Consider the following 21,795-nt stretch of genomic DNA (forward strand, 5'->3'; position numbering starts at 1 on the left):
GATCAGGGCGAGTTTCGGCGCGGACCCGCTACCTCGGCGAAGAGGAGGCCACCAGGGCGCGCGCTCTCGGGGCTCAGCGGCTACCTGGGCGCGGACCGGCTACCTCGGCGTGCGGGGGAAGCGGCCGACCCCGGGTGACCAGCAGCTTGCGCGTGTGCACGTCCACCAGCAGCAGATACGCCACCGCCGCCAGGGCCACCCAGTAGGCCAGGGCCGCCGCGGTCACGGGCAGCGAGACAAAGTTCCACACAAACACCTGGTCCTGGGCGCCGAACACCACAAAAAAGCCCACCACCACGTAGATGCCCTTCACCTGCCAGTTGTTGCGGATCCCGGTGGCGGCCAGGAAGGGCAGGAACCACAGGATGTACCAGGGCTGGATGATGGGGGCCAGCAGCACGACGGCGGCCATCGCCACCCCCATGCGGCGCACCACCTTCCCGGGGTCGCCAAAGAACACCAGGGCGGCAGCGACGCAGACGCCGGCCACCCTGAGCACCGTGCGGAAGACGTCGGCCAGGATGGCCCCGTCCAGGCCGACGGCGTCACCGGCCAGTTCCACCATCTGCCCCCCAAAGCCGGACGGCGAATAGCCCGTGTATCCGGGGGTTCCGTCGAGGATCGCCCACATCCAGCCGAGGCCCAGGCCGTTGGGCAGCCCCGCCAGGAACAGCAGCCCCCCGGCCAGGGCGGCGGTGCCGGCCCAGCAGGCGATGCGCCGGCCCCAGCCCGCGGCGGCCCCGGCCCACAGCAGCCCAATGAACGGCAGCAGGACAATGGTGACGGGCTTGACGGCGATGGACGCGGTCACCAGCGCGATCGCCAAGAACGGTTTCTTCATCACGGCGTAGTAGGTGCCGGCCACCGCCAGCCCGACCATGAGGGAGTCGTTGTGGGCGCTGGCGATGAAGGAGATCAGGAACAGCGGGTTGGCGGCGGTGATCCACAGGGCGCGGGCCCCGTTGAAGCCGTGGGCCGCAGCCAGCTTTGGCACATAGACGACGCACAAGGCCACGCCCGCGCCGGCCAGCACCCGGAAAAGCAGCACCGAGAAGTCCGGCTGCGCCCCGGTGACGGCGACGACGCCCCGGGCCAGCCACAAAAAGAGCGGGCCGTACGGCGTCCGGTTTTCCGCCCAGGACGGATCCGTGCCGAGCATGAACCAGTTGTTCAGGGCGGAGATGCCGGTGGTGTAGGGGTTCATCCCCTCCGCCACCAGCCGCCCCTGCCCCGTGTAGGCATAGACGTCCCGGGAATAGATGGGCACCGCGAGCAGCAGCGGCGCGCCCCAGCATGCCACGGCCAGCACCACCTGGCGCAGCGCCCCGGGTCCCCAGCCGGCCAGGCGCTGCCCGAGCCGCAGCCAGGACCGCAGCAGCACCATGGCCCCGACCACCAGCAGGATGGTGGAGACCAGCACCCCGGTCCCCTCGGTGCGCAACGCGATCACCACGGGGTTGCGGATCATGGGCGAGCCGTTGGCGATCCACCCCACCCCCATCGAGCCGGCCAACATCAGGGCGGAGCCCAGGAAGCCCTCGAGCAGGGCAATCCAGGGGCGGGGGCCGGCGTCGGCAAGGGGCGCGCCGTCCCGCGGCGAGGCGCTCATCTCAAGGCTCCGGCCGTCGTCGTGCTAATTGGGTGCTCCTGACACATGTCCGCCCGCGGCGCGGTGGTAAGGCGATTTTAGCAGCGGGGGCGGGGCCGCCGCAGGGTGCGCGCCCCGTTCACGGTACATTGGACGGGTGCCTATTACTAATGAACGCATTGTGTGGATCGACTGTGAGATGACGGGATTGGACCTCGCCAATGACGCCCTGATCGAGGTGGCGGCCCTGGTCACGGACTCGGAGCTGAACATTCTCGGTGACGGCGTGGACGTGGTCATCAAGCCCTCGGCCGAGGCGCTGGCGCAGATGGGCGACTTTGTCCGGGAGATGCACACCTCCTCGAAGCTCCTGGAGGAACTCGACGGCGGCACCACCATGGCGGACGCCCAGGCGCAGGTGCTGGCGTACATCACCGAGCATGTGCCGCAGCCGAACAAGGCCCCGCTGGCGGGCAATTCGATCGGCACGGACAAGACCTTTTTGGCCCGGGACATGCCGGAGCTGGTGGAGCACCTGCACTACCGCGTGATCGACGTCTCCACCATCAAGGAGCTCTCCCGCCGCTGGTACGCCCGCGCCTACTTCCAGTCCCCGCCCAAGACCGGCGGGCACCGGGCCCTGGGCGACATCAAGGACAGCATCAACGAGCTCAAGTACTACCGGGAGGCCGTCTTCGTCCCGTCCCCGGGCCCCGATTCGGCCGCCGCCAAGGCGATTGCGGCCAAGTACCACAACTGACGGCCGCCGGGCTCCGTACGGTCCAATGCGATTTGGCTCACATTTTTCGCCGATTTGCGGGCATTTGGTCATGGGCATGATTTTGACCGGGTAGACTAGTCGTCGTTGCCCAAAGCGCAGGCAGCACCGGCCCGGTGTTCCTGCACAGTCGGCGGCGCATGGTGGGATTAGCTCAGTTGGCAGAGCGCCTGGTTGTGGTCCAGGAGGTCGCGGGTTCAACCCCCGTATCTCACCCCATGGTGTTTCCTGTGGAAGCACAAAGCACCCCGGTCATTTGATCGGGGTGTTTTTCATTCCCGAACCGCTGCCGAGATAAGGACGCCTCATGACCATCCACCCCGTGACCATTCTGGGCGAGCCCGTGCTGCATCGCCGAGCGGAGGAGGTCGGGTCCTTCGACGCGGCCCTGAAAACGCTCGTGGCGGACATGTTTGAGACCATGGATGCCGCCCACGGCGTGGGCCTGGCGGCCCCCCAGATCGGTGTGGGCCTGCGCATCTTCACCTACCAGATGGAGAACGACGACGGCGTCCCCGACCGGGGCGTGCTGGTGAACCCCTCCCTCACCGTCGGGAAGATCTCCGGCAAGAGCCCGGATCCGGATGAGGAGGTGGAGGGCTGCCTGTCCGTGCCGGGCATCGACTTTCCGCTCAAGCGCGCGGAGTGGGTGCGGGTGCGCGGCTTTGACGCCGACGGCAACCCGGTGGATTTTGAGGCCACCGGCTGGTTCGCCCGGTGCATGCAGCACGAATACGACCACCTGGACGGCAAGCTGTACGTGGACCGGCTCAACGACCGGTACGCGCGCAAGGCCAAGCGGGTACGCAAGGACAACGGGTGGGGCGTGCCCGGGCTGACCTGGATGCCCGGCGTCGACCCCGACCCGTTCGGCCACTAGGGCGCCGACGGGGCGAACCCGGTTCGATAAACTGGTTCAATGCTGCCCCACACCGTCCTGAGCACCGACCTGACATTCGACTACCTCGACATCGCCGGGGAGGACCGCCAGGAGTGCGCGGCGCTGCTGGACGGGGAGATCAGCCCCGCGGCCGCCGTCGTCCGGGCCCTCCTGGCCGCCCGGCTGGGTGGTGGCGAGGACTCGGTGCCGGCCCTGGGCACCGCGGCGGTGCCGGTCACCGAACGCGACTGGCTGGAGGGGATGCTGCGCTTTGTGCCCAGCATCCTGCAATGGCATGGGGCCCGGGACATTCCCGACGCCGTCAGCCGGGACACGCTGGCGGACTTCGGCCGGAACCTGGCCATCAACCGCCGCGTGCACGGCCGCTTCGGCATGGACACCCACAAGTGGCTCACGTACCACTTTGCCGGGCGTCTCTTCGCGCTGGGCCGCCTGCAATTCCTCCTCCACCGGCCCGTCGGGGCGATTCCCGGCGTCGCCCCCGACGAGTGGATCGTGGGCGTGCACATTCCCGAGGCCGGCGCGCTGGGCGTGACGGCGGTGACCGAGAGCCTGGCCCTGGCCGCCCCGTTCTTCGCCGGCCACTTCCCGGAGCATCCGGTCGCGACGGCCAATTGCGAGTCCTGGCTGCTCGATCCCTACCTGGCCGCCCACATCGACCCGTGGTCGAACATCGCCCGGTTCGCGGCCCGCTTCACCCCGTACGGGGAACCCCGCGACGCCCCCACCGACGCCGTCTACTTCACCTTCCGCACCCGCACCATGGACCACCTGGCCGAGCTGCCCCGCACGACGGCGCTGGAAAAGTTGGTCCTGGACCGCATCGCCGCCGGGGGTACCTGGCAGCTCGGCCGCGGGTACCTGCGGCTGCCCCGCTAGCCTGCGGTAAACTGGGACGTTGGCGCCGCCGCCCGAAGTCAGTGCCCGCCGGCGGCCACGTCGTCACGACCCCTCCACCGCATCGAAAGTAGTCTTGTGTCCTCTCCGGCCCACTCCCCCTCCCTTGCCACGGAAATCATTGGCCAAGCGGCCCGCCGGCGCACCTTCGCCGTCATTTCGCACCCCGATGCCGGCAAGTCGACGCTGACCGAGGCCCTGGCGCTGCATGCGAAGGTCATTGGCACGGCCGGTGCCACGAACGGGAAGTCCAACCGCAAGGACACCGTCTCGGACTGGCAGCAGATGGAAAAGGACCGCGGCATCTCCATCAGCTCCGCGGCCCTGCAGTTCTCCTACCGGGACACCGTCATCAACCTGCTGGACACCCCGGGCCACGCCGACTTCTCCGAGGACACCTACCGGGTCCTGGCCGCGGTGGACTGCGCCGTCATGCTGATCGACGCGGGCAAGGGCCTGGAAACGCAAACCATGAAGCTCTTTGAGGTGTGCCGCCAGCGCGGGCTGCCCATCATCACCGTCATCAACAAGTGGGACCGGCCGGGCCTGGACCCCCTTGAATTGATGGACGAGATCACCGAGCGCACCGGGCTGACCCCGATGCCGCTGACGTGGGCGATCGGCATCGCCGGGGACTTCCGCGGCGTATGGGACATCCAGCGCAACGAATTCGCCAAGTTTGCCCGCAACAGCGCCGGCGCCCACATCGCCTTGACCGAGTACCTGACCCCGGACGCCGCCGCCATATCCGAGGGTGACGCCTGGAGGGACTCCCGCGACGAGGCCAGCCTGGTGGTTGACGCGGATGCGCCGCTGGACCTGGCGGCGTTTTACGCCGGCAAGGCCACGCCGCTGCTGTTTTCCTCCGCGGCGCTGAACTTCGGCGTCAAGCAGATCCTGGACGCGCTGGTGGACTACGCGCCGCCGGCGAAGCCCCGCCCCGACGTCACCGGCGGCACGCGCCCCGTGGACGCCCCGTTCTCCGGGTTCGTGTTCAAGGTCCAGGCCGGCATGAACCAGGCCCACCGGGACCATGTGGCCTTCATCCGCGTCTGCTCGGGCATGTTCGAGCGCGGCATGGTGGTCACCCAGGGGCGCACCGGCAAGTCGTTCGCCACCAAGTACGCCCAGCAGGTGTTCGGCCGGGAGCGCGAGGTGATCGACACGGCGTTCCCGGGCGACGTCGTCGGGCTCGTCAACGCCTCGGTGCTGCGCGTCGGGGACAGCCTCTTCGTGGAGGAGTCCGTGGAGTACCCGGCCATCCCGCTGTTCGCCCCCGAGCACTTCCAGGTGGCCCGCTCCAAGGACCCCAGCAAGTACAAGCAGTTCCGGCGCGGGATCGAGCAGCTCGAACACGAGGGCGTCATCCAGGTGCTGCGCTCGGACCTGCGCGGGGACCAGGCCCCGGTGCTGGCCGCCGTCGGGCCGATGCAGTTCGAGGTGGTGGAGGACCGCATGCACCACGACTTCAACGCCCCCATGCGCCTGGAGCGGCTGCCCTATTCGCTGGCGCGGCTGACGACGGCGGACGCGGCGGCCACGCTGGGCACCGTCCACGGCGCCGAGGTGCTCGAGCGCAGCGACGGCGAGCACCTGGCCTTGTTCAATGACGTGTGGGCCATGCGCCGGGTGGAAAAGAACCACCCGGACCTGCCGTTGGCCGAGATCGGCACCCAGCGCGACTAACGTTCCTTGACCACCCGGGCCAGATCCTCGACCGCGATGTCCCGCAGCTCGTGCAGTTGGTCCAGCCGGTGCCGGGAGATTCGACCGTTGTTGTAGTCGTCCGTGGCGCGCTCCAGTTGCCGATTGGCCTCCTGGAGGTTGTCGCCGGCAAGTTTCAACGGGTTGCTGAACTCTGACTCACTCATAGGGGCATCATGCCACCGTTGGCTCCCGCCCGCCATCACCGCCGGCCAGACGCCCAACATGGCCGGCACGGTCACGGCCCGTAGCCGGAGGGCAGGCTCGGTTCCCCGGGGCAGCGGCCCAGGACGGTGGTCATGGCGTCCCTCTCCGCCGGCGTCACCCACAGGCCGTAGGCGGCCTTGACGGAGATCTGGCGCGCCACGTACTGGCAGCGGAACTTTTTCGACGGCGGCAGCCACGTGGCGGCGTCGGAATCACTCTTGTCCTGGTTGGCCGCTCCGTCCACGGCCAGCAGGTTCAGCGGATCGTTGGCCAGGCTTTGGCGCTGCACGGCGCTTAGCTGCTGGGCGCCGGTCGCCCAGGCGTTGCCCAGGGCCACCACGTGGTCGATCTGTACGCCGGCACTGGTCGTGGCGCCGCGCGTGAACGCCAGGGGGCGGTCGGTGTAGGGCTCCTGGAACGTCCCGGCGGCCACGAGGCACGGGGAGCCCGGTGCCAGCGTGACATTGCCCAGATCCCGGCGCAGGACGTCGTTGCGGGTGTCGCAGCCGTTGGCGTCGGCGTCCAGCCACGCCTCGCCAAAGGCGCTCCGATCGTAGTTGGTCCGCGGCGCCTTCCCCTTGACGGCCAGCGTTGCCAGCACGGCGACGGCCGTGGCCCGCCCGACCCGGTAAACCGGCCGGCCCAGCCCCGGGGCCGCCGTCTCCACCACGGGCGCCGGGCCCGCAGCCACGCCAAACGGCCACCGGCCGCTGCTGTGCAGCCACCCGGTGAGCAGGATCAGCACCACCACCGCCAGTCCCGCGACGGCCCGCAGCAGCCCGGATCCAGTGTTCCGGGCACGGGGGTCCGGGGCGCGGGAGTCCCGCCCGGGGGCGGGGCGCCGTGATCCGCTGGGCGGTAGGAGATGCCGGGCCATGAGACGTCCTCACGCCGCACCCGGTGCACGGGCACAGCCGTGGATTAATTCCTGATGGTTCAACTCTAGGCAGGTCCGCCGCGCCGTGCGCCGGGTTGTCCACACCCCCCTTGCCCGGCACCCCCTTCCCGGCCGGGAGGGTTGCCGCGGGCTCAGGTAGTGGCCGCCAGGGCCTTGTACATCACGTGCAGTCCGACCGGTCCCAGGCGGGGGTGGCGGAAGGCGGCCGGAATTGTGGCCAGGATTTCAAAGCCGAGCGACTGCCACAGGTGCACGGCGCCGGTGTTGGATTCGACCACGGCGTTGAACACCATGGCCTCGTAGCCGTCGGCAAAGGCCGTGTTGAGCACGTGGTGGGCCAGCAGGCGGCCGTAGCCCTTGCCCTCGTGGTCCGGGTGGACCATGAAGCTGGCGTTGGCGATGTGGCTGCCGGGACCATCGTAGTTGGGGTGCAGCGTGGCGGTGGCCACAATCATCGGCGGCGAGTCCCCGCCCGTCTCCTCCGTAACCGCAAAGGTGCGGCTCAGGCGCGGGGAGGCTCCGGCGTCGTCCATCCCGGCAGGGTGCACGGCACCGGCATCCGGCGCCTCGGGCAGCCATAGGGCCCGGACCGCCGCCTCGGTGGCGTCGGTGGGGATGGTGTACGTCTCCCCCGCACGGATGGTTGGCTCGATCACGGCCCACAGGCCCGGCCAGTCGGCGGCGCCCGCCTCACGTATCAACATGGCGCCAGTCTACGCACCCGCGCCGACACAGTCGCGCGGACGTTACCTTGTGTGTAAGGCGGATAGGGCAGCCTGTACGCCGGGTTTTGTCGTCCGCCGCGGTTGCCCGCGACGGAGAGGCAACCATCCATCTACGAACGCCGTTGCCGACGCCCTCTAGCAGCCTACCCAGGCACTCGGGCGAACAGCCCTCAATCATGCCCTGTCTGGCCTTGCTCCGGGTGGGGTTTACCGAGCTTCCCCAGTCGCCTGGGGAACTGGTGGTCTCTTACACCACCGTTTCACCCTTACCCGCTCGGAAGCGGGCGGTCTGTTTTCTGTGGCACTTTCCTGCGGGTTACCCCGAGTGGGCGTTACCCACCACCCTGTTCTGCGGAGCCCGGACGTTCCTCGAGCCGCTTGCGCGGCGCGCGGTTGCCCAGCTGCCCTATCCAGTCACCCAGTCTACCGGGCCGCGGGCAGCGCGTCCGCCAGGCGGGGCGACGCCGGCGCGAGCGCGGTTGCCTCCGCCTCTGTGAGCGCGGGGAAGGTCTTGGGCTGGACGCCCGCGATCTCCTCCATGACCCGCACCACCTGGCAGCTGTAGCCAAACTCGTTGTCGTACCAGACGTACAGCACCAGGTTCTTGTCGGTGCTGATGGTGGCCAGCCCGTCCACGATGCCGGCCCGGCGGGAGCCCACGAAGTCGGTGGAGACCACCTCGGGGGAATCGATGTAGTCGATCTGCTTGCGCAGCTCGGAGTTCAGCGACATGTCCCGCAGGAAGGTGTTGACCTCATCCTTGGTGGTCCCGTTTTCCAGCGTCAGGTTCAAGATCGCCATGGACACGTTGGGGGTGGGGACGCGGATTGAGTTGCCGGTCAGCTTGCCCTCGAGCTCCGGGAGCGCCTTGGCCACGGCCTTGGCGGCTCCGGTTTCGGTCAGCACCATGTTCAGCGCGGCGGAGCGGCCGCGCCGGTTGCCCTTGTGGAAATTGTCGGTCAGGTTTTGGTCGTTGGTGAAGGAGTGCACCGTCTCGACGTGGCCGTGCACGATCCCGAACTTGTCGTTGAGCACCTTCAACACGGGAGTGATGGCGTTGGTGGTGCAGGAGGCGGCGCTGACAATCAAGTCATCCGCCAGGATGGTGGCGTGGTTGATGCCATGCACGATGTTCTTCACGGTGCCCTTGCCCGGGGCGGTCAGCAGGACACGCGCCACGCCCTTGCTCTGCAGGTGCTGGGAGAGGCCTTCCTCGTCGCGCCAACGGCCGGTGTTGTCCACCACCAGGGCGTCGTGGATGCCGTACGCCGTGTAGTCGATCGTGGCGGGGTTGTCCGAGTAGATGACCTGGATGTTGGTGCCGTTGGCCAGGATGGTGTTGGTGTCGTGGTCGACCGTGATGGTGCCGATGAACGGGCCGTGCACGGAGTCGCGGCGCAGCAGGCTGGCGCGCTTGTCCAGGTCGGTGTCGCCGCCCTTGCGCACCACGATGGCCCGCAGCCGCAGGCCCTGTCCGCCGCCGGCGTGTTCAATCAGGATCCGGGCCAGCAGGCGGCCGATCCGGCCAAAGCCGTAGAGGACAACATCGGTGCTGGTGCGCTCGTCGGCACCGTACCGGTCCACGATGTCGGCCAGTTCCGTGCGCAGGAAAGCCTCCAGGTCGCTGCCGCCGGAGGCCTTGAAATGGGCGTTGAGCCGGGCCAGGTCAAGCGAGGCGGCACCGAGCTGCAACGTCACCAGTGACTCGAGCAGGGGCAGGGTTTCCTGCACGGGGAGTTCAACATCGTCAATCTGCCGCGCAAAGCGGTGCGCCTTGAGCAAGCTGATGACGGACTGGTTGATGAGTGAGCGGCCGTGGATGCTCGTCACCACGTTGTTTTCGCGGTAAAGCCGGCCAATGAGCGGAATCATTTTCTCCGCCATGGTTTCGCGCTGGATCCATGTGTCCAGGGCGATATCGCTATTCAGTGTCACCGAAGTACCTTTCCAAGCTCAAAACTCCCTTGGTTTGAGTCCCCCTCAGTCTAAGGTGAAGCAACCCAACACCAACGATTCGGGTGAGACACTTCACTGGACCGGTCTAGTCATCCGTCGGGGTCTCGCCACGGGCCGATCTTCGGCCTGCCGGGAAGCCGCTAAGCTCGCAGGGTGTTGATCTTGCTGCCGCCCTCCGAAGGAAAGACCCCCGCGGGCAGGGGCTCCCCCGTGGATTTGGACGAACTGCACTTTCCGGAGTTGACGGCGGCACGGCGGGACGTCATCGCCGCCCTGGCCGGGGTCTCCGCCGCCCCGAACGCGCTGGATCACCTCGGCGTGGGGGCATCGCTGGCCCACGAGGTGGCGCGGAACACCCGGCTGGGCGTTGAACCGTCCGGGCCGGCCCACAGCATCTACACCGGGGTGCTGTATGACGCGCTGGGCTACCACGGCATGACCGCCACCCAAAAGCGCAAGGCCGACGCCGGCGTCGTGGTGGTCTCGGGACTCTGGGGCGCGGTGGGGTTCGCCGACCACATCCCGGCCTATCGGCTGTCCATGTCGGTCGGGCTGCCCGGGCTGGGCCGGTTGGCCAGCTACTGGAGACCCCGGCTGGGCGATGCGCTGGCCGGGCACGTGGAGGGGCACCTGCTGGTCGATTGCCGCTCCAGCACCTATGCGGCCGCCTGGGTCCCGGCGCCGGAGCGAACCGTGGCCGTGAACGTGTTCACCGAACGGGACGGCACGCGGAAAGTGGTCTCGCACTTTGCCAAGCACACCCGCGGCGAGCTGGCCCGGCACCTGCTCACGCGCCGGGGCAAGGCGCCCGAGTCACCCGCCCAGCTAGCCCGGGCCGCCGGGGAGAAATGGGCCGTGGAGCTGCTGCCCGGCACGGCCCGCAAGGCCCACGCCCTGAACATCATCCTCGACGCCTGAACCGTCTCCGGCCTGCGCAGGACCCGGCCTGAACCCTGCGCAGACGGGAAGTCCCGATCAGCTCCACTCGGGCGAGCGGACCAGGATGGCACCGGAGTCGGGGCAGTAGACGATGTCGTCGTCGGCGGCCTTGCGGATGTCGGCCAGGTCCCCCGCGCTCAGCTGCATCCCGGAGCCCTCGGAGGTGCCGTGGAACAGGCGGGCCGCCCCGACGCCGTACTTGGTCAGGGTGCGTTCGTAGAGGGCCAGGAGGGCCGGGTCGAAGGTGGCGGCCAGTTCGGCGCGCTCGGCCGCGGTGGCGTCACGCTCCATGACCACGCCGGCCAGCCGCTCGCGGATCTCCGCGTTGACCTCATCGAGCACGCTTTGCATTTGCCCCAGGAGGCCCTGTTGGGCCGTCTGGCGTGCGGTGGCGTCATCCAGGCTCTCCATGACTTCCAGCTCCGCGTCCTCCAGCTCGGAGCGGCGCTTGTTCATCGAGGCAACGTCCGCCTGCAGGGCCACCAGGTCCTTGGACAGTCCCGTGCCGCTGTTGAGCTTGGTTTCATTGCGGATGATGCGTGCGGTGATCTGCGCGACGTCGTCCTCGGACTTGGCGAGCCGGCGCCCGATGTCGCCCACCTCGGTGTCCAGCACCACCAGGTCGCTCTGGGCCACGGCCACGCCTGCGACGAGGTCCGGCAGCCGCGGATCCTCGCGCAGGGCCTTCGCCTGGACATCAAGGGACCGAATCTTCCCGTCCAGGACCTGGATGTCCAATAAACGCAATTGTTCCGCCGGCGCTGCCTTTGCCATGTATTTCCTCCTGCTGCTGTGGAAACGCTTAAGTTCTCGTACGCAAGCCTAGTTCCCGGGCGTGAGGATAAAGTCCCACGGGTCCGTGTTTGTTTGGCTGACGGCCAGTTCGACGTCGAAACCCTGGTCCGCCAGCACGGTCGCCATGGCCTGCGCCCCCACGGGCAGCCACAGCCATTCACTGGCGAAGTGGGAGAGGTCGATCAGGTAGGGGCGGCCGTCGCGGCTTGCCTCGCGCGCCTCGGAGGCAGGATGGTGGCGCAGATCCGCGGTCACGTAGACGTCGGCGTCGGCGGCCCGAACGGCGTCGAACAGGCCGTCCCCGGCCCCGCCGCAAACGGCCACCTTGCGCACCAGCGCGTCCCGGTCCCCGGCCACGCGCACCCCACCGGCCACCGTCGGCAGCGTCAGGAAGATCCGCGCCGCCAGGTCGCCGAGCTTCTCGACGCCGGGCAGCACGCCCACGCGGCCGATCCCCTCCTCCGGCAGGCCGTGCATGGCGGGCATCAGCGGCACCACGTCCTCCAGCCCGAGCGCGTCGGCGAGGACGTCGGACACGCCGCCCACGGCGCTGTCGCCGTTCGTGTGGATGGTCAGCAGGGCGCAGCCACCCTCGATCAGGCGGTGCACGGAGCGGCCCTTGCCGGAGGTCGCCGCGACGGAATTGACGCCCTTGAGCAGCAGCGGATGGTGGGTGACGAGCAACTTGGCGCCCCAGTCCAGGGCCTCGTCAATCACCTCAAGGGTGGGGTCGACGGCGAACATGATGCGGTCGATCTCGGCGTCCGGATGCCCCGCCACCAGCCCCACCCGGTCCCAGTCCTCGGCCAGCGATTCCGGCCACAGCTCCTCCACGGCGAGCAGCACCTCGGCCAGCGTCGGCGCCCTCATCTCCCGCGCCTCGTCGCCGGGCACGTCCTCGCGCGGCCCGGGAGTGTCCGGCGCTTCCGCTGGGGGTACCGGGGCCTGCCGCGTTTCGGTAGCGTCAGCCGTCGGGACGGCGCCGGCCGTCTGGGTGGCGTCGGCCGTTTCGGTGGCGTCGGCCGCGGGGCGAGTGGCGTCGTCGTCCGTGGGCTGTGCGGGTTCCGTGCTCATGTTTCTACCCTAGTCGCGAGTGTGCCGGGTAAGGGAGGGAATCTTTTGGCCGATCCCGGACTTATAAATGGATGTGAAGACTTTTGTATTGGGCGGCGGCTGTTTTTGGTGCCTGGACGCGGTGTACCAGATGACCAGGGGGGTGACGTCGGTGGTGTCCGGGTACACGGGCGGCTCCGTGCCCCACCCCACCTACGACGACGTTTGTTCGGGCATGACCGGGCATGCGGAGGTCGTCTCGGTGACTTTTGACGAGGACGTGATCCCGGCGGATGTCATCCTGGACATGTTTTTCACCCAGCACGATCCCACGACGCTCAACCGGCAGGGGCATGACGTGGGGACCCAGTACCGGTCCAGCATGTTTTACACCACCGCGGAGGAGGAAGCCGCGTTCCGGGCGGCGATCGAACGCAACCAGCCGAACTGGCGGGACCCGATCGTGACCGAGGTGACGCGCCTGGGCCAGGTTTACGAGGCCGAGCACTTCCATCAGGACTTTTACGCCCGGCGCCCGGAGGTTGGCTACTGCCAGGTCATTATCAACCCAAAGATTGCCAAGGTGAGAAAACATTACGCCGAGTGGCTCACCGCGTAGCCCCGGCTGGCGGCGCCCGTTACGCTGGCGCATAACCCCACCTGTGCCGCAGGCTCAACTTGTTCCCGGCACCCTTTCGTGAGAGTAGGACCCTTCATGGCACGTATTTACGACAATGTCACTCAGCTGGTTGGCGGCACCCCCTTGGTGCGCCTGAACCGGCTGACCGAGGGCCTGAAGGCCACGGTTGCCGTAAAACTGGAGTTCTACAACCCGGCCAACAGCGTCAAGGACCGGATCGGCGTGGCCATCGTCGACGCCGCCGAAAAGGCCGGGGAACTGCGTCCCGGCGGCACGATCGTCGAAGGCACCTCCGGCAACACCGGCATTGCCCTGGCCATGGTGGGCGCGGCCCGCGGCTACAAGGTCATCCTGACCATGCCGGAGACCATGTCCACCGAACGGCGCGTCATGCTGCGCGCCTTTGGCGCCGAGATTGTGCTCACCCCGGGCTCCGAGGGCATGCGCGGCGCCGTGGAAAAGGCCAAGGAAATCGTGGCCAACACGGAAAACTCCATCTGGGCCCAACAATTTGCGAACCCCGCCAACAGCGACATCCACCGCACCACCACGGGCGAGGAGATCTGGGCCGACACCGACGGCGCGGTCGACATCCTCGTGGCGGGCATCGGCACCGGCGGCACCATCACCGGCGCCGGCCAGCTGCTGCGCAGCCGCAAGCCCGGGATCCAGATTGTCGCCGTCGAGCCCAAGGACTCCGCCATTCTCAACGGCGGCAACCCCGGTCCGCACAAGATCCAAGGACTGGGCGCCAACTTCATCCCGGAGATCCTGGACCAGGACATTTATGACGAGGTGCTCGACGCCACGCTGGAGGATTCCGTCGCCGTGGCACGGGCCCTGGGCACCCAGGAAGGCATCCTCGGCGGCATCTCCGCCGGAGCGGCCGTCTGGGGCGCCCTGGAACTGGCCAAGCGCGAGGAGAACGCCGGTAAGCTTATTGTTGCCATGGTCCCGGACTTCGGCGAACGCTACATTTCGACGGTACTTTACGACGACATCCGCGGCTGATCCCCACTTGCTCCCGATGACCTGACGCTGGCGCGTCCGGGGAAATCGGATCCCCAGGCGCGTGGGCCCAAACATCAAAGGAAGTCCTTTTGGGATTTTTTGCCAGAATACGCGAGGACCTCGAGGCCGCCCGGTCACATGACCCGGCGGCCCGTGGTTCCGTGGAGAATTTTTTCATCTACTCAGGCCTGCACGCCATCTGGGTGCACCGGTTGACGCACAAGATGTGGGCCAGGCCCTCCCTGCGTTTCCCTGCCCGGGCCCTGTCCCAGCTGGCCCGCTTTGCCACCGGGATCGAGATCCACCCGGGCGCCACGGTTGGCCGCAGGTTTTTCATCGACCACGGCATGGGTGTGGTCATCGGTGAAACCGCCGAAATAGGCGATGACGTCATGATCTACCACGGCGTCACGCTCGGCGGCCGCTCCCTGGCGAAGGTCAAGCGGCACCCCACGATCGGCAACCGCGTCACCATCGGCTCCGGCGCCAAGGTCCTGGGCCCCATCCACATCGGCGACGACTCCGCGATCGGGGCCAACGCCGTCGTGGTCAAGGACGCACCGGCCAACTCCATCCTCACCGGCATCCCCGCCACGTGGCGGCACCGCGACGTGAAGAAGGAAATGGCGCCGGCGGTGGACCCGGCCGAATACATCGACCCGGCGATGTGGATCTAAGTCCGGCCCCAACCCCGTTGACCTGACAGCTCCTGTGGGTGTACACCCACAGGAGCTGTCAGGTCAACGGGGTTTTGTCCCCCTGTAAGACGCGTGGGTCAGTGCGTGTCGACCGCGCTGACCTCGCTCTTGTCCCCGCTCCACTGGGTATGAAACGTGCCCTCGACGTCAACGCGGTTGTAGGTGTGGGCGCCGAAGAGGTCGCGCAGGCCCTGGGTGAGGGCGGCGGGCAGGCGCTTGCGGCGCAGGCCGTCGTAATAGGCCAGCGATGAGGAGAACACCGGCACCGGGATGCCCAGCTGGACGGCGGTGGAGACCACGCGGCGCCACGCCGGGAGGACCTCGGCGATTGCGGCCGCGAACGCCGGGGCGAAGAGCAGGTTGGCCGGCTTGTCCGCGGCGGCGTAGGCCTTCGTAATGTCCTTGAGCAGTTCGGCGCGGATAATGCAGCCGCCGCGCCACAGGGAGGCGATCTCATCGAGCTTGAGGTCCCAGTTGTACTCGGCCGCGGCCGAGGTGAGCATGTCGATGCCCTGCGCGTAGCTGATCAGCTTGGAGGCGTAGAGCGCCTGGCGGACGTCCTCCACGAAGTTTTCGCCCAGCTCAACGGCCACCTCATGGCCGGCCAGGACGTCCTGGGCGATGGCGCGCTGGTCCCACTGGGAGGACAGTCCGCGGGCAAACACGGACTCGGCGATGGCCGACGTCGGGGAGCCCAGGTCCAGGGCGGACTGGACCGTCCAGCGGCCCGTGCCCTTCTGGCCGGCGGAATCCACGATCACGTCGACCAGCGGCTTGCCGGTCGTCGCGTCGACGTGGCCAAGCACCTCGGCGGTGATTTCGATGAGGAAGGAGGCCAGCTGGCCTTCGTTCCACTTGGCGAAGATCTCAGCCTGCTCGGCCGGCTCGATGCCGGCGGCGCTGCGCAGGAGGTCGTAGGCCTCGCCGATAACCTGCATGTCCGCGTACTCGATGCCGTTGTGGACCATCTTCACAAAGTGGCCGGCGCCGTCGGTGCCGATCCAGGCGCAGCAGGGCTGGCCGTCGACCTTGGCGGAGATCTTCTCCAGCAGCGGGCCGAGGGCGTCGTAGGATTCCTTGGAGCCACCGGGCATGATGGACGGGCCGAGCAGCGCGCCCTCCTCGCCGCCGGAAACGCCGACGCCCACAAAGTGCAGCTCCGCCTTCGCCAGGGCCGCTTCGCGGCGGCGGGTGTCCTGGAAGTTGGAGTTGCCGCCGTCGATGATGATGTCCCCTGCCTCCAGGAGCGGGACGAGCTGGTCGATCACGGAGTCCACCGGGGCGCCGGCCTTGACCATGATGAGCACCCGGCGCGGCTTCTCCAGCGACTCCACGAGTTCGGCCAGCGTCTCGGCGCGGACAAAGTCACCCTCGTCGCCGTGCTCGGCCAGCAGCGCGTCGGTTTTGGCGACGGAGCGGTTGTGCAACGCCACGGTGTATCCGGTGCGGGCCAGGTTGCGGGCGAGATTTGCGCCCATGACGGCCAGTCCTGTGACGCCAATTTGTGCGGACATACTTTCCTCCAGAAGTGGGAACACGGTTTCATTCAGCTTATCGGTGACGGCCGGGCTTCCCCATGCCGGCGGCCGGTTTGGGCACGAATGTTGCACGGGTGGAGCATCTGTTCAACTTCCGCCCAACTTGGGCCCGAGCCGGCGCCTCTACGACCCGACGTGCGGCTCCTGCCGGGCTGCTGCCGGGACGTTTCGCGCGCCGGCGGGGCAGCCGGGACGTCCGGGGTGGTCACTAGGGCGACACGTTTCCGCGCGTGTTCAGCATTCTATCCACGATTCAATATGATGAACATCATGACTTCCTCGAATCTGACCGTCGCCATCGCCGTCCCGCTCGAAGCGGAGCTTGTGGAGAGCATCCGGGCCGCCGACCCGGCCGTGACGGTCTTGTACGAGCCCGAGCTACTTCCGCCGGAGCGGTTCCCGGCCGACCACGCCGGGGATCCAGCCTTTCGCCGCAGTGAGGCGCAGGAGGACCGGTACTGGGAGATGCTGCGCAGCGCGGACGTGCTCTACGGATTCCCCAACGAAAACGCCGCGGGGCTGGCCGCGATTGCCGCCAGCGGCAAGGTGCAATGGATCCAGGCCATGGCGGCCGGGGCCGGCGGAGCCGTCAAGGCGGCTAATCTGTCGGCGGCCGAACTGCAGCGGCTGACCGTCACCAGCTCGGCCGGCGTCCATGCCCTGCCGCTCGCCGAGTTCGCCCTGATGGGGGTTTTGAACGGTTTCAAGCGGACCGCCGAACTGGCCGCCAACCAGTCCGCCCGGCACTGGCCGGAAGTACGCACGCCCGTGCGCCTGGTGAGCGGCTCCAACCTGGTCGTCACGGGCCTGGGTGAAATTGGCGTGGAGACGGCCCGACTGGCCCGCACCATGGGCATGAACGTCAGCGGCACCAAGCGCAGGGTCACGCCAATCGACGGCGTGGACCGGGTCACCGACACAGCCGGCCTGCCGGGACTGCTGGCCGCGGCCGACGCCGTCGTCAACACCCTGCCCGGCACGCCGTACACGGAGAAGCTTTTCAACGCCGACGTCTTCGCGGCCATGAAGCCCGGAACAGTATTCGTCAACGTTGGGCGCGGCAGCGTGGTGGACGAGGACGCCCTGCTGGAGGCCCTGGACAACGGCCAGGTGTCCTACGCCTGCCTGGACGTTTTTGCCGTCGAACCCCTGCCGGTCACGAGCCCGCTCTGGGCGCACCCGAATGTCTTGGTCTCCCCGCATTCCTCGGCGCTCAGCAGTGCCGAGAACCGGCTGATCGCGGGGCGGTTCATCGAGAATCTGGGGCGCTTGCGGGCCGGGGCGCCGCTGCTGCACGTCGTGGACCCGGTCCACTTCTACTGACCGGGCCCCGCCCCGCCTTCCCTCGCCAGGTCCCGGCGGCGTCGCGGACCACAAACGCGGCTAGGCCCCATGAACGCTGTCAAGCCCCACGAACGCTGGCGGGCAACCGCGCCCAAGCGGGGCGGCAGCGCCCGTGCGGGGCGGCAGCGCCCGTGCGGGAAACTACTAACCCATCGGATTGCCGAGCCTGCGCGTCAACTCGGTCAGTTCGCGGACCATCGCATCGCGATGCTTGTCCGAAAAGGTGGCCTTCAGGGCCGTGACGGACACGCCGAGGCTGGGACCGCGTGATCCGCGGGTGGGCACCGCCACGGCGAGGGAGACCACCCCCAGCGTCGATTCCTCATCCTCGAAGGCGTAGCCCTGGGAGCGGATCTGGAGAATCTCGTCCCTGAGCTCCCGGCCGAACGTCAGCGACTTTGGCGTCAAGCGCGGCAGGGCCAGGTCGCCGGGAAAGAGCCGCTGAAGATCGCGGTCGTCCAGCCCGGATACCAGCGCCTTGCCGACGGCGCAGAGGGACACCGGCATCTTCTCGCCAATGTTGGAGGTCAGCCGGACCGCCGGATGCCCTTCGTAGCGGGCCAGGTAGATGACGCTGTCACCGTCCAGCATGGCAATGCGCACCGTCTCGCCCTTCAGGGTGGGAGCCTGTTCGCAGAACCGGTAAAACTCGCGCACCTCGTCGCGGCGACTGAGGTACGCCGCGCCCAGCTCCACCAGTTTGACCCCCAAGGCGTAATGGGAACCCAACTTGCTGATCAGTTGGGCATCCTCCAGGGCCTGGAGCAGGTTGGAGGTGGAGGACTTGGGGATGCCCAGGGCCCGGGCAAGGTCACTGAGCGTGAGACGCCCGGACCCCGACTCCGCCAAGGCATCCAGCACCGCCGCGGCGCGCGTCACCGCGGGGGCGGGCGTCGAATGCGCCCGGGCGGCGTCGCCTTGCACCGGCGCGGGCTGGACTTCGGTCATTGGATTCCTCATGACTGGAGAGCGACGGACCGGAGTACCCCCACAGTCCGCAACGCCACCGCAAAATCGAAGTTCATCGCAGTGAACACCCTCCATCATACTGGCCGTCTTGGGGCGTGAAATTTTGGGTTTGTCAAGCGCACCGAAAGGGGGTATATTTTGTTCAGACCTTCCACTGTGGCGTCCCCCAATAGCCACAGTGGAAGGTCATCCACGTTAATGTCGCCCGCCGGCGCCCCGCCGGCGCCCCGCAGGCCTCGCGCGCCCATGGTGCGTACTCCGACAACCGGCCGTCATGTTACGCCGAGTGTTTGCACCCGGCGTAAGCAGCCGCTATATTGTTCTCACTGGCTCCTCTCCGCAGCGTCCCCCAATAGCTGCGGCGAGGAGCCTTTTACTTTAAGCAAGCCCTTGCATGCTTCCGACACGCGGGGTCGACACGGCACCCCATTGCCAGCGGGCCGGTTGCATTGTAAGGTCAAAAATGTTGGTCTCTTGGGCTGGGGCAAGACTCGAGCGGGTCCCGTTGGGGGCGCTTCGGAGAATAAGGGCCAACAAAACCAAGGCCCCCGGTATCACGGTGACGTGATACCGGGGCGCTTCTCCCCCCGAAGTCGATGCCCGTGAGAGTGGATGCCCGCGCGGGCGCTATCTGGCCTCGGCGGCAATCACGGCCCAACAGGCCAGGGCGCTGTTCACGCTCGTGAAGTAGCCGTACTGGTCATAGTAAAAGACCGCCCAGTGAGCCTGCATATCGGGCACGAACGGCGAGGTGGGCAAGGCGCCGTTGATGGGCGGGTCGGAGGCATTCCGAACCACCATCCACCGCGGTGCGGCGGCCCCGAGTTCGGCAGCCACGAACCCCAGGACGGCATCGCCCATTTCCACGCCGCAGCCCTCGGCCCCCAGGTTGTTGGTGCTGGTGCCAAACTCAAAATAGTCGGTCGTGAGAATCGGCAGGTACTCGGAGAAATCCACGCGGTCGCACAGCAGCCTCGGCGCATTCGCGAATCCGGGCAGGAGCGCCCCAAATGGGTACCTGGTGGTGGGCGGGCCAAAATCCGGTTCCCTCAAGCGCCCCGTCACCACGTCCAACAACTCCGTGGCCGCCCCCAACTGGTCCCGTGGAATCTCGCCGGAACTCTTGTAGAGGGCTCCGTTGAACGGTTCGTTGCGGAACTCGTCCGCCAGCCGGAACTGGGCGGCCCGGGTGATGACGACATCGCCGAGTTGTGCATCCCCGAAGGTGCCGCCCGCGGTTCCCGTGGTGATGATGAGCTTGGGCCGGACTTCCCTGATGATCTGGCGAAATAGTTCGGCCACCGGCAAGGTGGCGGTCCCGTCACCGGCGGAGATGGAGTCCTGATTCAAGTGAAGTTCGGACTTCATCACGAGAACCGTCTTCCCGCCAATGGCGCTTCGATACCAGCTTGCGAGCCGCTTGGACGCCCGGGCCGGTGCGCCCGTCCTGATGGTCGGCAGGAGAGCGTCGTAGTTGTGCGTGTAGTGGTGCCATTTTGTCGCCGGGTTCACCCCCGGCGTCAGCACGTTGGCCAGCGCCCTGGCTTCCGCCACCGTCCAGGCAATGACCACATAGTCGGCCGGCGGCAATGCGGCCACCGGATCAATGACCGGGTCGTTCGCCGGCGTGGGCGCCATGCCGCCGGGCCATCGATGGGACAGCGATTCTGCCACGCCGCGCAGGGAGGCTTGGCGGACTGCCCCGTCGCCGAGGCCGCCCTCGGGCGCCGGCGCGGCGCCCTCCACCGGCGGTTCGGGAACATCGGGGGAAAAATCGATCAGGTGGCGAGACAGGCCGCGACGGCCCCGGACATAGTCTGAAACCCCAACCATGTCATGCTCCCTTCACAGATCCCGCCGGCACCCCCATGGCACTGAGGGGACGGTGAATCGGAACGTGCGTCACCCTTAATTCCACGCCCCAACCCGACGCCCGTCAATACGGTGGAAGCTGCTCTTTGAGTCAACGTTGCCCCGACGCAAGGCCGGGCCCGGGCACGCAAAAACCCCGCCGTTCCAAGCTTCGCAAGCGCGGAATGGCGGGGTTTTCCTTGGGTGGGCCCTACCGGGATCGAACCGATGACATCCACGGTGTAAACGTGGCGCTCTACCAGCTGAGCTAAAGGCCCCTGCGCTCATTCACCGCCCGCAAGGTGCACCGGGCGTTGAACCAACGAGGAATTACACTACCCGAATACGTCTGCGTTAATCCAATCGCGAACCCGACTGGCCGTGCGTCCGCAGCGCGTCGGCGAGATACGTCAGCGACCGGCCGACGCCGGCCTCCAGTTTCACCGTGGCGTCGCCGTCGCCCCGCGTGATGCCGCGGTTGATGATCACCACGGGCTTGCCGTCCCTGGCCGCCCTTTTCACAAAGCGCAAACCGCTCATCACCGTCAGCGATGACCCCGCCACCACCAGGGCCTGCGCCGAGTCCACCATCTGAAAGGATCGCTCCACGCGGTCCTTGGGCACATTTTCGCCAAAGAACACAAAGTCCGGTTTCAGCATGCCGCCGCAGAGGGGGCAGGAGGCAATGCGAAACGCCCCGATCAGCACCTCGTGCTCCAGATCTGCGTCGGCGTCCGGGGCGGTCCCCGCTCCCCCGATGGCCTCCACGGCCTCCAGGAACCCCGGGTTGAGTTCGGTGAGGACGGTGGCGATGAACCGGCGCTCGTAGACCTCCCCGCACCGCAGGCATGCCACCTTGTCGAACCTCCCGTGCAGGTCCACGACGTCCAGGGCCCCGGCGTCCTCGTGCAGTCGGTCGACGTTTTGCGTGATGATGCCGGTCGTCAGCCCGGCCCGTTCCAGGGCCGCGGCCGCAAAATGCCCGGCATTGGGGTCGGCATGGCGCAGCTGCCGCCAGCCAAGGTGGTTGCGGGCCCAATACCGGCGGCGCAGGGACTCATCCCCCACAAATTCCTGATAGGTCAGCGGTTTTCGCGCTGCGGCCCCGGGACCCCGATAGTCCGGAATGCCAGAGTCGGTGCTGATCCCGGCCCCGGTCAGCAGCGCAAAGCCGCGCCCGCGCAGCAGCCCGGCGATGCGGCCAAGCACGACGGCGGTGTCGGGGGCGTCCGCCGGCCCCGGGTCCGGCGTGTCCTGGACCAGTCCGGTCAGCCCGATGCCCGGCCGTTCCTTGTCGGTCACC

At 67.8% G+C, this 21,795-nt stretch carries 20 protein-coding genes, 2 tRNA genes and 1 other RNA gene; 10 read left to right on the forward strand and 13 right to left on the reverse strand.

The window, feature by feature from the left end; genetic code table 11:
• Positions 1-73: 73 nt before the first annotated feature.
• Positions 74-1,609, reverse strand: coding sequence for a polyprenol phosphomannose-dependent alpha 1,6 mannosyltransferase MptB (mptB, locus tag AB4Y80_RS04360; protein ID WP_442212121.1), 1,536 nt, complete (start codon positions 1,607-1,609; stop codon positions 74-76).
• A 136-nt stretch (positions 1,610-1,745) separates the two neighbouring features.
• Here mptB and orn point away from each other — a divergent pair, with 136 nt between their 5' ends.
• From orn to AB4Y80_RS04385, 5 genes are all read left to right on the forward strand, one after another.
• Positions 1,746-2,348 carry an oligoribonuclease gene (gene orn, locus AB4Y80_RS04365; protein WP_442212122.1) on the forward strand — a complete coding sequence of 201 codons (603 nt, stop codon included), beginning with the start codon at positions 1,746-1,748 and terminating at the stop codon, positions 2,346-2,348.
• Positions 2,349-2,509: 161 nt separating this feature from the next.
• Positions 2,510-2,585 (forward strand) — tRNA-His (locus AB4Y80_RS04370).
• 88 nt (positions 2,586-2,673) lie between these two features.
• The gene (gene def, locus AB4Y80_RS04375; RefSeq protein ID WP_442212124.1) at positions 2,674-3,246 is read left to right on the forward strand and encodes a peptide deformylase; all 573 of its coding nucleotides are present in this window, start codon (positions 2,674-2,676) and stop codon (positions 3,244-3,246) included.
• 39 nt (positions 3,247-3,285) lie between these two features.
• Positions 3,286-4,146: an acyltransferase domain-containing protein gene (locus AB4Y80_RS04380; RefSeq protein ID WP_442212125.1), complete on the forward strand. Its 861-nt coding sequence runs from the start codon at positions 3,286-3,288 to the stop codon at positions 4,144-4,146.
• A gap of 96 nt (positions 4,147-4,242) precedes the next feature.
• Entirely contained in the window at positions 4,243-5,850 is a 1,608-nt protein-coding gene (locus AB4Y80_RS04385; RefSeq protein WP_442212126.1) for a peptide chain release factor 3, read from the forward strand.
• Here the strand turns inward: AB4Y80_RS04385 and AB4Y80_RS04390 are convergent.
• The 5 genes from AB4Y80_RS04390 to AB4Y80_RS04410 form a co-directional block, all read right to left on the reverse strand.
• On the reverse strand, positions 5,847-6,035 hold the full coding sequence (locus tag AB4Y80_RS04390; protein WP_442212127.1) for a hypothetical protein: 189 nt from the start codon (positions 6,033-6,035) through the stop codon (positions 5,847-5,849). The genes AB4Y80_RS04385 and AB4Y80_RS04390 overlap by 4 nt on opposite strands.
• Positions 6,036-6,106: 71 nt before the next feature.
• Positions 6,107-6,952, reverse strand: a complete 846-nt coding sequence (locus AB4Y80_RS04395; RefSeq protein ID WP_442212128.1) for an HNH endonuclease family protein — start codon at positions 6,950-6,952, stop codon at positions 6,107-6,109.
• A gap of 152 nt (positions 6,953-7,104) precedes the next feature.
• A complete protein-coding gene (locus tag AB4Y80_RS04400; RefSeq protein ID WP_442212129.1) occupies positions 7,105-7,677 on the reverse strand; it encodes a GNAT family N-acetyltransferase in 573 nt (190 codons plus the stop codon).
• A gap of 59 nt (positions 7,678-7,736) precedes the next feature.
• Positions 7,737-8,107, reverse strand: an RNA gene (rnpB, locus tag AB4Y80_RS04405) — RNase P RNA component class A.
• A 14-nt stretch (positions 8,108-8,121) separates the two neighbouring features.
• Entirely contained in the window at positions 8,122-9,633 is a 1,512-nt protein-coding gene (locus tag AB4Y80_RS04410; RefSeq protein ID WP_442212130.1) for a glyceraldehyde-3-phosphate dehydrogenase, read from the reverse strand.
• A gap of 174 nt (positions 9,634-9,807) precedes the next feature.
• On the opposite strand from AB4Y80_RS04410, the gene AB4Y80_RS04415 reads away from it, so the two are divergent.
• Positions 9,808-10,572 carry a YaaA family protein gene (locus AB4Y80_RS04415; protein WP_442212131.1) on the forward strand — a complete coding sequence of 255 codons (765 nt, stop codon included), beginning with the start codon at positions 9,808-9,810 and terminating at the stop codon, positions 10,570-10,572.
• Positions 10,573-10,629: 57 nt separating this feature from the next.
• Here the strand turns inward: AB4Y80_RS04415 and AB4Y80_RS04420 are convergent, their stop codons facing one another.
• Together AB4Y80_RS04420 and AB4Y80_RS04425 are read right to left on the reverse strand one after the other, a co-directional pair.
• Positions 10,630-11,367: a zinc ribbon domain-containing protein gene (locus tag AB4Y80_RS04420; protein WP_442212133.1), complete on the reverse strand. Its 738-nt coding sequence runs from the start codon at positions 11,365-11,367 to the stop codon at positions 10,630-10,632.
• 48 nt (positions 11,368-11,415) lie between these two features.
• The gene (locus AB4Y80_RS04425) at positions 11,416-12,258 is read right to left on the reverse strand and encodes a Nif3-like dinuclear metal center hexameric protein (RefSeq protein ID WP_442212208.1); all 843 of its coding nucleotides are present in this window, start codon (positions 12,256-12,258) and stop codon (positions 11,416-11,418) included.
• A gap of 277 nt (positions 12,259-12,535) precedes the next feature.
• Here AB4Y80_RS04425 and msrA point away from each other — a divergent pair, with 277 nt between their 5' ends.
• From msrA to epsC, 3 genes are all read left to right on the forward strand, one after another.
• Positions 12,536-13,060 (forward strand): peptide-methionine (S)-S-oxide reductase MsrA, encoded by a 525-nt coding sequence (gene msrA, locus AB4Y80_RS04430; RefSeq protein ID WP_442212134.1) that lies wholly within the window; start codon positions 12,536-12,538, stop codon positions 13,058-13,060.
• Between the two features lie 96 nt (positions 13,061-13,156).
• Positions 13,157-14,092 carry a cysteine synthase A gene (cysK, locus tag AB4Y80_RS04435; RefSeq protein ID WP_442212135.1) on the forward strand — a complete coding sequence of 312 codons (936 nt, stop codon included), beginning with the start codon at positions 13,157-13,159 and terminating at the stop codon, positions 14,090-14,092.
• Between the two features lie 89 nt (positions 14,093-14,181).
• Entirely contained in the window at positions 14,182-14,769 is a 588-nt protein-coding gene (gene epsC, locus AB4Y80_RS04440; protein WP_442212136.1) for a serine O-acetyltransferase EpsC, read from the forward strand.
• A 98-nt stretch (positions 14,770-14,867) separates the two neighbouring features.
• Here the strand turns inward: epsC and gndA are convergent, their stop codons facing one another.
• Positions 14,868-16,304: an NADP-dependent phosphogluconate dehydrogenase gene (gndA, locus tag AB4Y80_RS04445; RefSeq protein ID WP_442212137.1), complete on the reverse strand. Its 1,437-nt coding sequence runs from the start codon at positions 16,302-16,304 to the stop codon at positions 14,868-14,870.
• A 282-nt stretch (positions 16,305-16,586) separates the two neighbouring features.
• On the opposite strand from gndA, the gene AB4Y80_RS04450 reads away from it, so the two are divergent.
• Entirely contained in the window at positions 16,587-17,651 is a 1,065-nt protein-coding gene (locus AB4Y80_RS04450; RefSeq protein ID WP_442212138.1) for a D-2-hydroxyacid dehydrogenase, read from the forward strand.
• Between the two features lie 165 nt (positions 17,652-17,816).
• On the opposite strand, the gene AB4Y80_RS04455 is transcribed toward AB4Y80_RS04450, so the two are convergent.
• The 4 genes from AB4Y80_RS04455 to AB4Y80_RS04470 all read right to left on the reverse strand — a co-directional run bounded on the left by AB4Y80_RS04455 (position 17,817) and on the right by AB4Y80_RS04470 (position 21,794).
• Positions 17,817-18,620 carry an IclR family transcriptional regulator gene (locus AB4Y80_RS04455; RefSeq protein WP_442212139.1) on the reverse strand — a complete coding sequence of 268 codons (804 nt, stop codon included), beginning with the start codon at positions 18,618-18,620 and terminating at the stop codon, positions 17,817-17,819.
• A gap of 648 nt (positions 18,621-19,268) precedes the next feature.
• Entirely contained in the window at positions 19,269-20,474 is a 1,206-nt protein-coding gene (locus AB4Y80_RS04460) for a hypothetical protein (protein ID WP_442212140.1), read from the reverse strand.
• A gap of 223 nt (positions 20,475-20,697) precedes the next feature.
• Positions 20,698-20,770, reverse strand: a tRNA-Val gene (locus AB4Y80_RS04465).
• Positions 20,771-20,846: 76 nt separating this feature from the next.
• On the reverse strand, positions 20,847-21,794 hold the full coding sequence (locus tag AB4Y80_RS04470) for an NAD-dependent protein deacetylase (RefSeq protein ID WP_442212141.1): 948 nt from the start codon (positions 21,792-21,794) through the stop codon (positions 20,847-20,849).
• Position 21,795: the final 1 nt, after the last annotated feature.

It is taken from the genome of Specibacter sp. RAF43 (assembly GCF_052114065.1).
Lineage (GTDB): Bacteria > Actinomycetota > Actinomycetes > Actinomycetales > Micrococcaceae > Specibacter.

What these genes read in the sequence shown, in the direction of transcription:
- mptB (WP_442212121.1), bottom strand. Translation starts at nt 1,609, where the DNA reads ATGAGCGCCTCGCCGCGGGACGGCGCGCCCCTTGCCGACGCCGGCCCC.
- def (WP_442212124.1), top strand. Translation starts at nt 2,674, where the DNA reads ATGACCATCCACCCCGTGACCATTCTGGGCGAGCCCGTGCTGCATCGC.
- AB4Y80_RS04380 (WP_442212125.1), top strand. Translation starts at nt 3,286, where the DNA reads ATGCTGCCCCACACCGTCCTGAGCACCGACCTGACATTCGACTACCTC.
- AB4Y80_RS04390 (WP_442212127.1), bottom strand. Translation starts at nt 6,035, where the DNA reads ATGAGTGAGTCAGAGTTCAGCAACCCGTTGAAACTTGCCGGCGACAAC.
- AB4Y80_RS04395 (WP_442212128.1), bottom strand. Translation starts at nt 6,952, where the DNA reads ATGGCCCGGCATCTCCTACCGCCCAGCGGATCACGGCGCCCCGCCCCC.
- AB4Y80_RS04400 (WP_442212129.1), bottom strand. Translation starts at nt 7,677, where the DNA reads ATGTTGATACGTGAGGCGGGCGCCGCCGACTGGCCGGGCCTGTGGGCC.
- AB4Y80_RS04420 (WP_442212133.1), bottom strand. Translation starts at nt 11,367, where the DNA reads ATGGCAAAGGCAGCGCCGGCGGAACAATTGCGTTTATTGGACATCCAG.
- AB4Y80_RS04425 (WP_442212208.1), bottom strand. Translation starts at nt 12,258, where the DNA reads ATGAGGGCGCCGACGCTGGCCGAGGTGCTGCTCGCCGTGGAGGAGCTG.
- cysK (WP_442212135.1), top strand. Translation starts at nt 13,157, where the DNA reads ATGGCACGTATTTACGACAATGTCACTCAGCTGGTTGGCGGCACCCCC.
- gndA (WP_442212137.1), bottom strand. Translation starts at nt 16,304, where the DNA reads ATGTCCGCACAAATTGGCGTCACAGGACTGGCCGTCATGGGCGCAAAT.
- AB4Y80_RS04450 (WP_442212138.1), top strand. Translation starts at nt 16,587, where the DNA reads ATGATGAACATCATGACTTCCTCGAATCTGACCGTCGCCATCGCCGTC.
- AB4Y80_RS04455 (WP_442212139.1), bottom strand. Translation starts at nt 18,620, where the DNA reads ATGACCGAAGTCCAGCCCGCGCCGGTGCAAGGCGACGCCGCCCGGGCG.
- AB4Y80_RS04460 (WP_442212140.1), bottom strand. Translation starts at nt 20,474, where the DNA reads ATGGTTGGGGTTTCAGACTATGTCCGGGGCCGTCGCGGCCTGTCTCGC.